The following is an 11,965-nucleotide window of genomic DNA, read 5'->3' as shown; positions in this document are numbered from 1 at the left end:
GTCGATGCTCGGCGACTGGGTCCGCAAGGCGATCAGGACAGCCAATGATCGGGTGGCCGCCTCGCGCCCGGATCTGAAGGCGCAGCTGCGCGAATTTGCCACGGCAGTCAAGGCGCTCGCAGGCAACAGGGACCTGACACGCGATGTGCTTGCCAGGCAATTGTGCGAACTGGCGGACGCAGTCCTCAAACAGGAGGCGCCCAGTCGGACCAGCCTGATGCGGGCACAGCTCGTCTCGAAGCGGCGCGTGGCGCGTGCACTGCTTGCAAAGCTGCTGGACCTGCCTTTCCAGGCGCAGACCGCCCATCCGGTCATGGATGCGCTCGCCTTGCTGCGCGAGCGCTACTCGAACAAGGCGGTCGATCTGCCGGCGGACACGCAGATCCCGCTTGGACGGGCCTGGCAGCGGATGATCGCCAGCGAGAACCGCACCGACGCGCTGATCGCCTTCGAATGGGCGACGCTCTTTGCGTTGCGGGTGGCCCTGCGCAATGGATCGGTCTATGTCGAGCACAGCTTCTCGTTTCGCAGCCTCGGCATGCTGCTGATCCCCGCTGACGACTGGCAACGTCAGCGCAACCATTTCTACGGGCAGCTGGATTTGCCACAGGATCCGAGGGTGTTTCTCGAACCTGTCATCAAGCACCTTGACGAAGGCCTCGAGCGTCTGAGCGAAGCAGTCGAACGCGGCGAAGTCCACGTCGACGCCGCGGTTCATCTCGATGCCCTGAAGGCCGAGCCGGGACAGAAGGCGGTCGAGGACCTGCGCCGGCCCCTGTTCGCGTCACGCCCGGACGGCAGTTGCCCGAGATCATCCTGCAGGTGGACAGCGAGGTACGCTTCAGCTGGATCCTGCTGGGGCGCGAGCCGCGCTCGCGCAGTGAACTGCTGATGGTCTACGCCGCCATCCTCGCGCATGGCACCTCGATGTCCGCCGCCGACATCGCGCGCATGGTACCCGAGCTGTCGGCCGAGGCGATCCGCCAGATGATGCGCCGCATTGCCGATGAACGGCTGCTGCGTCAGGCAGCCGACGCCGTGCTGCAGTTTATGCACAGCCATCCGGTAACCCAGTACTGGGGGCGAGCGGATCTCGCTTCATCAGACATGATGTCGCTCGAGACTGCCCGAACGGTCTGGCAGGCCCGCGCCGACCCACGCCGGCGCACGCGCTCGATCGGCATGTACACGCACGTGCACGACCGCCGGGGCGTCTTCTACGATCAGCCCATCCTGCTAAACCAGCGGCAGGCAGGGGCCGCGATCGAGGGCGTCATTCGCCAGGACAGCATTGACGACGTCGCGCAAATTGCTGTGGATACTCACGGATTTGTTGTTACATGGACACCGTCATCGTTCTGCCATCGACACAGGGCATATAGGGAGCAACAGACCGATCTCCAGGCCGGCTGGCCAGCGCAGGGCGTAGCCCGAAGCGGGCCAGCCGGCCTGGAGATGTCCGAGACGCGTGCGGCACATCAGCGGCACCGGCATGAGGTGTCGCTCCCGTCGCTGGAAAGGAGGCCGACATGGAGATTCGCAAGACATTTCTGCCGGGCGGACAGAGATGTGTCGAGTTGCTGGATGACGCTGGCGAATCTGTGCCCGTCGTCAACCTCTACCTGCGGCATCTGGCAGCACGGAACTGTTCGCCGAACACACTGGTTGCCTATGCTCACGATCTGCAGCACCTGTGGCGCTTTCTCTCGCAACAGCATCTGGAGTGGCGGGAGTTCAGGGTGTGGCATACCGTCGAATTTCTCGGCTATCTGAGATCGCTCAGGATCCCATTGTCACCGCGCCGACGATCGATTGCAGAGGCGCGGTCGATTGATGGCAAGCCAATGACACAGCTGGCCGCGACCACCGTCAACCGGATACTTGCCGCCGTCTCATCATTCTATGATTTCGCCATCCTCTCGGCCCAGCTGGACAGCGCCAACCCGCTCGAGAAGACGCTCGATCATCAGCAGCAGCGAGTGAGCGGCAGACATCGACCTTTCATGGACGGCGCGAGTCGTCAGAGGCCATTGCGCAGGCGCGTTTCCGTCAAGACCGTGGACCGGTTGCCGCGTCCGATGTCGGATGAACAGATCGATGCGCTTTTTGCGGAACTGCATAGCCAGCGTGACCAGGCCATCCTGCGATTGATGCTGGATGGCGGGTTGCGGCCAGGGGAAGCGCTGGGCCTGCATCTGGAGGACATACGCTACGGCCAGCGTCGCGTCATGGTTAGATATCGCAACGACCATCCGAAGGGCGTACGCGCCAAGTCACGCTTCGAGCGTGTGGTTGATCTTCACGAACCCGCCACGCTGGAAATCGTCAACAGGTACGTGATGACCGAAAGACCGAGCGATGGCGACAGTCCGTTCGTATTCCTCATCGGCGGCGCTGGAACACGACGGCTTGAGCCACCGGGCTATCCTGCATTGTTCAAGCTCTTTACCCGTGCGTGCGAACGGGCTGGAATTCGGGAGCCCTGGGTGACGCCACGCAGCCTGCGTCACACCCACGCCACCCGCATGTGGGAAGCGGGCATGCGCGAGTTGACACTCCCGAGACGGCTCGGGCATGCATCGCCCGAGTCGACGCGTATCTATACCCGCGTCTCCGATCGGGAGGTTGTAGCCGATTACCGGCGGGCACTGGGTCTTGAGCGGATTGAATCCGTGACTGACGTCCCGGCGTCCAGCCTAGCGGTCTAATACCGATGCCACGATCGCGAAACCTCACGGCCAGATCAAGCGACATACCACGTCGCGCATGTTCGTATTGTCCGGAATCGGAATATGCGGCGTTCGCCAACTCGCTGCCTGGTTCTCCCAGTCGGGGCCATCGCAAGCTCAATGACATGCGCCGCTTCGTGCGTCGCTGGCCCGACCTCCAGGGCTGGTTTGCGGAGCCCTTGGCCATCCGCGTCGGCAATATTCCGGCGAGAAAGGAGTACGGCCTTGACGCGGAGCTATCGCACATGGCCAAACCGTTTCTTCTGTTTCTGGCGCTTCACGGATTCGTCCAGTTTGACTATCGATGGCTATTCGCCTGCAGTCCGCTGTTCGTTCCGGAAGCGGCGCGAGAAATGGGACTGGACCTCGGAATCGACGCCCTCCAGGCCGACGCCCGACGACTTGGCTTCGGCACAATCGGCATCGACACGACGGTGCGCTGGAGCGTGAGCCGGATCATGCTACACACCGGATGCCTTCACGTGTCAGCGCTCGATGGTGAGCACATTCGGGGGCTGCGCGAAGCGGTAGCGGCGTTTCTCGCCAGTGACGATCTGGTGGAGTTCTATCCGAGCGCGTCGAAAAAGTTCGAGATGTTCCGTAAGAGCTGGACGCTGCGCGTAAATCAGCTCGAGCTGCTGCTGTTCCATCGCGGGCAATTGCATGCTGAGCCAAGGAAGTTCATGCGTAGCATCAAGGAACGGCAGCCGGTAATGCCGCGCATGCAGGAAGTCGTGGACCGCTGGCTCGTCGCGCGCAGCGCCACGGATCGCCCGCTAAGCCTAAAACGATTCGAGCTTGCGCTGTACCGGTTCATGGTGTGGCTGAACAATGAGCGCCCGGAAATTGAAAGCTTTGCGCGGGTCACACGGGACGATGTGCTGCAATATGTGGTTGCGCTGTCTGAGCAACCGAGCCCGAGAACGGGACAGCCCCTGGGAACACTGGCTAGACGCGGACATGTTTCTGCGCTGTCGCAATTCTTCCGTAATACCGCCACGTGGGAATGGGACGATACACCCGCCCGACCGTTGTTAGGTATCGGCGACATCCCGAAGATTCCCTTGCGTGTGCCGAGATTCATTCCAGCAGACGAGCTTGCACGTCTGATGGGCGCCGTCGCCGGTCTTGAATGCCTGTATCAACGGACCGCGTTACTGATTGCACGCTGGACTGGTGCCCGAAAGGGAGAGATCCAGCGACTGTCTGTCGATTGCCTCGATAGCTATCCGGACGGAACGGCCCGGCTGCGCCTGCCAGCGGGCAAGACCTACCGCGAACGCATGGTGCCGTTGCACGAAGAGGCGGAAAATGCGCTTCGGGAATTGATTGCCCAGCGGGATGTGGCAGGCGAGCGGGCCCTTACGGACGAGCTCACAGGCACCCCAACGCGATACGTGTTCATGTCGCACGGCAGACTGCTGTCGTGTTCGTATCTCTTCCAGGTTTCGTTGAAGCAGGCGTGCCAGGCAGCAGGCATCGTCGACGGTAACGGCCGTCGGACCATCAGCCCCCATCGCTTCCGTCATACCGTCGGTACGCAACTGGCTGAGCGTGGAGCAAAGCTGCATACGATCATGAGCATACTGGGACATCGCAGTGCGTCGATGTCACTCGTATATGCCCAGATCAGCGATCGTGAAGTGCTGCGTGACTACAAATCCGTTCTGGAGCCCGGTTCAATCATTGCGGGTCCTGCAGCAGCACAGCTTCGCAGCGGCGCCTTGCCGAAGGCTTCTGTAGACTGGCTGAAGTGCAACTTCTTTAAAACCGAACTGGAACTCGGCCACTGTTTGCGGCTGCCGGCCGAGGGGCCGTGCGAGTGTGACATGTATCTGACCTGCGCGAAGTTCCTGACGACGCCCGCGTACGTGCCACGTCTGCGGGAGCGCTGGAAGCTCGAAATGGCGCCGGCTGAGGACGCACAGGCACACGGCTGGCCCAACGAGCAGGCGCGGCATCGGTCAATTGCGGATCGGATCACACGGCTTCTGACCGATCTGGGAGAACCTGACGGTGACCCTCTCTGCCATTGATTCGGCTGCGCGTACGCCGATTGATGCCGAACACGGATTGATCAAAAAGGCGACATGTCCATATAAATACTGATTTCGCGATGGCGCTCGCACGTGGGGCCGGCTTCGATCTGTGCCCCCGGCTGGCGCATCTGCGCGACCGGCGACTGCACGTGCCCGCCGGACACGCGGTGCCCGAACTGCTGAGGGATGTCACCGACGGCGACGTACGCGTCAAGGCCATCGAGGCCATCTGGGATGAGTTCGTGCGCGTGGTCGCTTCTGTCTGCAGCGGGCGCTGCACGGCCGTCCAGGCCCTGTCGCGCTTCGGTTCCGATGCGCGCGGCCAGCCCCTCTATGACGGCGGCGTGCATCTCGGCCGATTGTTTCGCTCGATCTTCCTGATCGACTACTTCACCACGCCGGCGTTTCGGCGCGAACTGCACCATGCGCTCAATCGCGGCGAGGCGGTGCATACCGTGCAGCGCGCTATCCATCAGGGCAAGATTGCGCTCGAACTCGCGCGGCAGCCGCATTCGCTGGTCGCAGTCTCTTCTGCGCTCACGCTGCTTACCAACGCTGTCATGGCCTGGAACACGATGCACATGCAGCGCGCACTCGAAACCATCGAACGGCTTGGCCAGGCCCCTGTCATCGCCGAACACATGCGACGCATTGCGCCCACCGCGCTGGAAGGCATCAACCTGCGCGGCACGTTCGATTTCCCGGTCGCCGAGTACGTCAGTCGCCTCATGCCCAGCACCATCGCCGTTCCGGTATCGGCCCTCGCCGGGGCAAGGTAACATGCGGCTGTCGTGACCACGGTAACCCACCACCATGACCCATCGCCCCGGCCGCAACGATCCCTGTCCCTGCGGCAGCGGCAGGAAGTACAAGCACTGCTGCCTCAATGCCGACCTTCCCCGCGACGAGGATCCGTCCAGCGCCGTTCCCCGTGCGCTGACCTGGCTCGAGAGCCGGCACGGACGTGCCGTGCGCGAGGCGATCGACGATGCCTTGTTCGAAGACCTCGACGATGACGATCTCGAGGATTTCGGCGACCTGGATGAGGATATCCGCGAGTTCATCATCGGTCAGACCTACGAGTGGTTGCTGGCCGAAGGCGAGATTCAGGTGCGCGGCGAGCCGCGTCGTGTCGCCGACCTGCTGCTCGGCACGGGTGGCCCGACATTCAGTGACACCCAGCGCGCCTGGCTCACGCAGCTGGCCACAACGCCGCTGCGGCTCTACACCGTGACCGACGTCAAGCCTCAACGATCGATGACCGTGTGCGATGTGCTCGATCCGGACGTCGAGCCCGTTATCGTCTCCGAAAGCGTGGGCAGCAAGGCCGACCTGCTCGGCGCGACCATCGGCTTGCGCGTGATCCGGGAGAACGGGGCATTCGTCCTGTCGGGCACGATGCATGTTTTCGTCCCGATGCAGGCCGCCCATCTGCTTCGGTGGATTCGCGAGACCAGCGAACCCGGACAGGAGCCGTCCGCTTCGGAGCTCAGTTTCATGATCCGTCGCGCGTGGCTCGCGCAGTTTTTCGAGGACCTTGAGCCGCCCGCGCTGATCGACGCCGCGAGCAACGAGCCGTTGCTGCTCGTGACCGACCGCTATCGCGTGCGCGATTGGGAGAAGGTGGCCGCGGTGCTCGCCGCGCAGCCCGATGTCGAGGGCGATCCCGGGCAGGGCTGGGAACGGCGCATCGACTGCGATGATGGTCAGGTCCGCAGCGCCGCGGGCATCAGCCGCACGCGCGACGGTGAACATCTCATCGTGTTCTGCCGCACGCAGCACGATGCCGATGACAGCCGCAACTGGTTCGACGCGATCATGAGAGACGCCGTCGAGTTTCGCATTCGCGACATCCAGGATCCCGTCGGCGCACTCGGCCGCATGGGCGACGATGCATCCCCCACATCCGGGGCCGCCGATCTGCCACCCGAGCTCGCGACATCGGCTATCCGGCAGGCGCTGATGCGTATCTACGCGGACTGGCCCGATGAACCGATGCCGATCCTGGACGGGCGATCGCCTCGCGAGGCGATAGTCACGCCTGCCGGGCTGGAGCGCGTCAAGGGACTGCTGCGCACCTACCAGCAGGATGAGAACCGGCAGGCGCAATTGCAGCAGCGCGAGCCCGTGTCGCTTCAGTTTCTCTGGGACGCCCTGGGCCTCGCGACCGAATGAGGTGCGTCGTGCGACGCGAACGCCCCCTCGACGAACGCGCGCAACTGCGAGAGATCCGTTTTCGCGTACGCCGCGGTTGTCTGCACCGACGCATGGCCGAGCAGCGCCTGCGCCACCGGCAGCGGTACCTGGTGGTCGACGATCATCTGTCGCGCGTAGGCATGCCGCAGCCAGTGCGGCGACGCCTGCCGCAGGCGTGCGGCCCCCTCGGGGTCCGCGTTCGCAAGACGTTCCGCGGCCGCCACGAAGATGGCCTTGACTTCGTCATACAGGCCCGAACCCTTCAGCGAGCCGCCCTTGAGTCCATGGACCAGTGCGGCGTGTTCAAGGAGCGGTGGTTGCGACGGCAGGCCGCGCAACTCACGGTAGGTCCGCAACACGGACACGCAGACCGCCGGCAGGGGAATCGCGCGCGTGCGGCTGCCCTTGCCCAGCACGTGAAGAGTCCAGCTGTCATGTCCGTCGACCTCGACCTTCGGCAACTGCGCCTCGTCGGACCACACGAGTTCGATCAGCCGCACGCCGGCATAGCGGTACAACGCCCAGATCGCACGGCGCCGCGCGGTGACCAGGGGATCGTCGCCCGCAGCGGCTTCGGTCACCCACGCATCGCAGGCGGCGAGCAACGCCGGCGGCAGCATGCGCTGCGGCGCGAAGCTCGCGCGCGAACGGCCGCCCCGCACGAGGCCGGCAGCGGGGTTGGCACTCAGATACCCGGTTTCCGTCCAGTAACGGAACAGGCTCGCGATGACGGCGAGCGCGCGGGACTGCAACGCCTCCGACATCCTGCGCGGCGTATCGCCCACGGTCTCCGGCGCTGGCCGGCGCAGGGCCTGCCGGTACGCGAGCAGGTCATGGCGCGTCAGGTCGGACAGCGGCCCGAGCTGACGCGCCTCGCACCAGGTGACGAGCCGACGCAGCTCGGTGCGGTACGCGCGTAGTGTGTGTGGCGAACGGCTCGCCCGGTCGCGCAGGAACAGCGCCGCCGCCTGGGCGTCGTCGCCGACGCCGAGCGTATTCGTTGCGCTTGCCACCGCCGCGAAACGCCCGGCGCGCGCGAGCCACTCGACCAGCGGCGGGGGCAAGGTCATCAGGGCCGCGGCCTCCCGTTCCGGCTCACCGGTCGCAACAAACTCCCCGCCTTCGGGTACCGGCCTGAAGCGCCGGCGATGCGTATGCAGCACGCGGGCCAGCACGGCTTCGGCAGCGGGCGCCGCGTCGACAGTGACCGTACGCACACGACCGCGGTCCCAGTATTCGACAGCGGCCTCATGGTCGAGCAGCACACGCATGACGGCCGGCCGTGCCGCCTTCGCGTCGGGCAGTGAGGCATGACGCTGCCTGATCATGGCGAGCGTCCAGCGCGTATAAACGACGTGACCGAGCACATCGGCCAGATACGCGATGGCATCTCCGGCGCCGGCCGGCAGGCGCTGCGGGGGCAGCGTGCCGTGATCGATCCAGTCCGACGGGTTCATCGGGGCGCTCATGCTTTCTTCGCGCGCGTGGTGGCACTCCCTTTCGCTGCGGTCTTTGTGCGCCGGGCGCTCGCCAGCCCCGCGGAGGCGGCCGGCGGCCGACGCGGCACATTGAGCCCGGACACCACGCGCATCAGCTCGTCGAGCTGCGCATGCTGGCTCGAGTTGACGGCCTTCAGCGCGAGCGCCTCGCCGACCGCCTGCTGGCGTGTCGCCCGCTCACCGGCAAGCTCCGCTTCGAGCCGCTCGCGCTCGCCCTCGAGCGCGGCGATACGACGCTCGGCGAACTTCAGCTGCGAGGCGAACTGCCCGTGTTCCTTCTTCAGCGCCTCGCGCTGGCGCGCCGTTTCCTGCAGCAGCTGTTTCGACAGCGCCTCGTACCGCTGCTGCGCCTGGGCGAGTCCTTGCGCGTGCGCGTGCTCGAGCGTCGCCCGTTCGGTTGTGGCGGCATCGAGCTGGCTCTGCCGCTCCTGCAGCGCGGTCTCAAGCGCGGCATACCGTTCGCGCAGCAGGGCGTGCTGCGCGCGCAGCTCAGCCAGCTCCGTGTCGCGGCCGGCGAGGGCCGCGCGCAGTTCGGTCACTTCCTGACGCAGCAGCTCGACACGCAGCCCGGCGTCGGTACGCGCCGCCTCGGCCGCAGCGACCGCCTGATGCGCCTCGGCCTTCAGGCGTACGACGTCGTCGAGCTGGACGGTGACGGCCGCCTGCCAGAGCGCGTGCATCTGCTCGGCGATATCCGGCGGAATGCCGGGGATCGCGATTTCGGCCAGCCCGGCGCGCACGACCTCGGCCTCAATCACGTTGAGGGCCCGCGCGAGCGTGGCCGGGTCGCCGGCACCGATCCGTGCGCGCAGTTTGCGCACCGACACGAGCTGCCGGAAGCGCGCCCCGCTCACGGGCGTCGCGTCACCCGCCTCGGCGAGCATCGCCAGCACGGTGGCGCGGATCTGTTCAGGGGTGGCAGCGGCGGGACGGGGCATGGCGAGCTCCAGGCGGAAAACGGGCGATTTTTCAGACGATTATTTCATACATTTCTAACGTTAGATAATCAGTTTCATCGCCGGAAATATATAGCGATCAAGAATAATATTCCTTATCGCCGCCATGCAAGCCCAACTGACCCGATCGAGAGCCCGACAGGCTGGATAAGCCCCTCCGGCCAGGTCTTCACGCAATACAAAAAGACCAGACAGCAACTATTTGATTTATTTGGAAATTAATATAGGGGCAGACCGGAAAGCCTTGTCAGGCCTGGAGCCGGCTAACCCGGTAAACGGCACGAAAAGCACGCGGACCCCACTCCGGAGCTACGCACGTGACCCTCCTCAAGAAGCGCATTGAAGCAACCGGCAACAAGGTTGACGAACTCAAGGAAGCCCGCAAGGCCGCGCAGAAAGCCAGCCGCCAGGCGTACAAACAGTCACGGGCCGACCGTGAACGCAAGGTTATGCTGGTCGGCGAAGCTGTCCTGCGGCGGGTCGAGCGTGGCGAGTGGGATGAGGACGAGTTCCGGGAGATGATGGCCGACGCAGTGTCCCATCCTGCCGACCGGGCCCTGTTCGATCTCGACTGACTATGTCAATTCAGGATGCCCGGCGCCCCTGCGGACCTTCGGGGTCCGCTGTGCTACGCGAAAAAACGGCCGAAGTAGGACTCAATTGAGGATCGCCCCCAGTACCACCACGCGAAATCGGGTTGATCACTGCAGTGGACCCAGAGTGCGCATGGAAAAGATCTCCATCCAGTTCTGGCCGCCATAGGTGATGCCCACGAACGTGACCGTCAGACCCGCATCATCGACGACGTAGGCAAGGATGGTTTCGCCCTCGATGTTCCACGTTCGCAGCCCCGACATGACGTCGTCGTGCCGGCTCCCCCGATTCGGAAAGGTGGCGAATTTTTCGCACGTATCAAACACGGCGGACCGGTAGCGATCGATCGACGCGTCCGAGCGATCGTGGTCGACCATGTATTCCTCGATATTGCGCAGCATCGCGTAAAACGACGGCAGGTATTGAACCTTGTACTGCATCAACCAGCCGCTCTCTTCTTCGCTCGACGCTGGCTTCTGTCCCGATCAAGCTGTTGCTCGATCTGCTCCCGGGTCATCGCACTTTCCGGGTTGGCCTTGTACTGAAGATAGCCCGGGACCACTTTCTCGGCCAGCCATTGACGCACGGCGTTGTCGCGCTCCTTCAGCAAACGGAGTCCGTCTCTGACCACTTCGCTATCGCTGTTGTAGTCGCCTTCTGCGGTTCGCTCGCGGACGAACTCAAGCAGCTCCGGAGTCAGTGTGATTGTCAGGCGTTCGCTCGCCATGATTGCACCCCAATTCATGATTGTATGACACTATCATACACCCCTGTGGTGCCTGTGCTTATCCGCTGCCAAATCCCCCGATGGGCAGTTCAAACTCCTCCACTTGTGGGTGGCAAATTCCCCCAGGCAGGACGAGCGGATTATGCGTCGGATTCCTCAGTGACGGCAAGTCTGGTGGCAGCTTCACGCAGGCGATAGCTCTTGCCTTCAAACTCGAGAAGTTTGGAGCGATGAAGCAGTCGGTCAAGGACCGCCGAAGCCATGGTGCTGTCGCGAAGGTAGCGCCCCCAGTCCTGGACGACGCGGTTGGACGTGACGAGGATGCTGCGGCGTTGCTTGTAGCGTTGATGGACCAGGGTCTGCAGCAGTTCGGCCGCGGCATCGGGAATGCGTTTGGCGAGGAACAGATCGTCAAGCACGAGGAGTTCGGGCTCGACGAGAGCCTTGAGCAACCGGTCCTGATCAGCGCGCGTTTCCACGGCATAGCCGGCGAACACGGTGTCGGACTCGACGTAGCGCACCTTCATCCCCTGCAGGGTGGCGTTGTAGGCGATGGCCTTCGCAATGTGGCTTTTGCCGGTGCCGGGTTTGCCGATCAGCAGCGCGTTGTCGCTATCGGCGACGAACTTCAGGGTGTGTAGCTCAAAGCAGGCTTGACGGGGTACTTTCGGATTGAAGGACCAGTCGAAGTCGGTCAGGGTTTTACGCTCGTCCAGTCCGGACTGCTGGAAACGTCGTTCGAGCAGCCGGGATTGCCGGCGATCGAGCTCGTCCTGCAGAATCATGGAGAAAGTTTCGAGGAACGGCTGCTGGCTGGCCCGGGCCTGCAGTACCCGGGTTTCGAGTGTCGCGCTGATGCCGGATAGGCGCAGTCCGCGCAGGGCGCGGTCGATTTCGGCAAGGCTCATGCTCAAGAGAGATCTCCATGGGTTGATGGCATGGCGGCGCTATGTTTGGCGCCGAGGGTGAACAGGTCGGCATAGTCGTCGCCGTCCCGGATGAGGTGATGTTCCTGAGTCAAGGGCAGTTCGCCCTGGACGGGCGCGTCCAGTTCAGCTAGCGCCTGCTCCAGCAGACGCTCGGTCAGCGCCTTGACGTGCTTGTAGCTGGGCACGCCTTCTCTCATGGCGATCTCGCAGGCCGATTCGATCAGGCGACGGGGATAGCGCCGGACCAGGCCAACGATGCCCCAGAGCTTGCGTTGACCGACACGGCCTTCGGTGTC

General features: G+C 63.9%; 9 protein-coding genes and 3 pseudogenes. 6 read left to right on the top strand and 6 right to left on the bottom strand.

All coding sequences use genetic code 11. From position 1 onward, the window contains the following. From BMI01S_RS34465 to BMI01S_RS34445, 5 genes and pseudogenes are all read left to right on the top strand, one after another. A pseudogene (locus BMI01S_RS34465) lies at positions 1-1,332 on the top strand (Tn3 family transposase); the annotation flags it as partial. A 197-nt stretch (positions 1,333-1,529) separates the two neighbouring features. Continuing rightward, positions 1,530-2,708, top strand: a complete 1,179-nt coding sequence (locus BMI01S_RS34460; protein ID WP_042292355.1) for a tyrosine-type recombinase/integrase — start codon at positions 1,530-1,532, stop codon at positions 2,706-2,708. Positions 2,709-2,854: 146 nt separating this feature from the next. After that, positions 2,855-4,765 (top strand): tyrosine-type recombinase/integrase, encoded by a 1,911-nt coding sequence (locus BMI01S_RS38410; protein WP_051381597.1) that lies wholly within the window; start codon positions 2,855-2,857, stop codon positions 4,763-4,765. A 59-nt stretch (positions 4,766-4,824) separates the two neighbouring features. Further along, positions 4,825-5,547, top strand: a pseudogene (locus BMI01S_RS34450) (Tn3 family transposase); the annotation flags it as partial. A gap of 34 nt (positions 5,548-5,581) precedes the next feature. Then, positions 5,582-6,943 carry a YecA family protein gene (locus BMI01S_RS34445; protein ID WP_028215090.1) on the top strand — a complete coding sequence of 454 codons (1,362 nt, stop codon included), beginning with the start codon at positions 5,582-5,584 and terminating at the stop codon, positions 6,941-6,943. Here the strand turns inward: BMI01S_RS34445 and BMI01S_RS34440 are convergent. After that, the gene (locus BMI01S_RS34440; protein WP_028215091.1) at positions 6,904-8,421 is read right to left on the bottom strand and encodes a tyrosine-type recombinase/integrase; all 1,518 of its coding nucleotides are present in this window, start codon (positions 8,419-8,421) and stop codon (positions 6,904-6,906) included. The two genes, BMI01S_RS34445 and BMI01S_RS34440, sit on opposite strands and share 40 nt — an antisense overlap. Positions 8,422-8,429: 8 nt before the next feature. Further along, positions 8,430-9,401, bottom strand: coding sequence for a DNA-binding protein (locus BMI01S_RS34435; protein ID WP_028215092.1), 972 nt, complete (start codon positions 9,399-9,401; stop codon positions 8,430-8,432). 335 nt (positions 9,402-9,736) lie between these two features. On the opposite strand from BMI01S_RS34435, the gene BMI01S_RS34430 reads away from it, so the two are divergent. After that, the gene (locus BMI01S_RS34430) at positions 9,737-9,994 is read left to right on the top strand and encodes a hypothetical protein (protein ID WP_028215093.1); all 258 of its coding nucleotides are present in this window, start codon (positions 9,737-9,739) and stop codon (positions 9,992-9,994) included. A 126-nt stretch (positions 9,995-10,120) separates the two neighbouring features. Here the strand turns inward: BMI01S_RS34430 and BMI01S_RS34425 are convergent, their stop codons facing one another. The 4 genes and pseudogenes from BMI01S_RS34425 to BMI01S_RS42195 form a co-directional block, all read right to left on the bottom strand. Continuing rightward, complete coding sequence (locus BMI01S_RS34425; protein WP_051381596.1) at positions 10,121-10,453, bottom strand: type II toxin-antitoxin system RelE/ParE family toxin; 333 nt, start codon at positions 10,451-10,453, stop codon at positions 10,121-10,123. Continuing rightward, positions 10,453-10,740, bottom strand: a complete 288-nt coding sequence (locus BMI01S_RS34420) for a type II toxin-antitoxin system ParD family antitoxin (protein ID WP_036021554.1) — start codon at positions 10,738-10,740, stop codon at positions 10,453-10,455. The genes BMI01S_RS34425 and BMI01S_RS34420 overlap by 1 nt, the downstream gene beginning before the upstream one ends. Positions 10,741-10,880: 140 nt before the next feature. Beyond that, positions 10,881-11,648, bottom strand: a complete 768-nt coding sequence (gene istB, locus BMI01S_RS34415; protein WP_028215095.1) for an IS21-like element helper ATPase IstB — start codon at positions 11,646-11,648, stop codon at positions 10,881-10,883. A gap of 2 nt (positions 11,649-11,650) precedes the next feature. After that, a pseudogene (locus BMI01S_RS42195) lies at positions 11,651-11,965 on the bottom strand (IS21 family transposase); the annotation flags it as partial.

The sequence above is a fragment of the Paraburkholderia mimosarum LMG 23256 = NBRC 106338 genome, assembly GCF_000739815.1.
GTDB classification, from domain to species: Bacteria; Pseudomonadota; Gammaproteobacteria; order Burkholderiales; family Burkholderiaceae; genus Paraburkholderia; species Paraburkholderia mimosarum.
The sequence above is the reverse complement of the archived record's forward strand: the minus strand, read 5'-3'. Positions and strand labels throughout refer to the sequence as shown.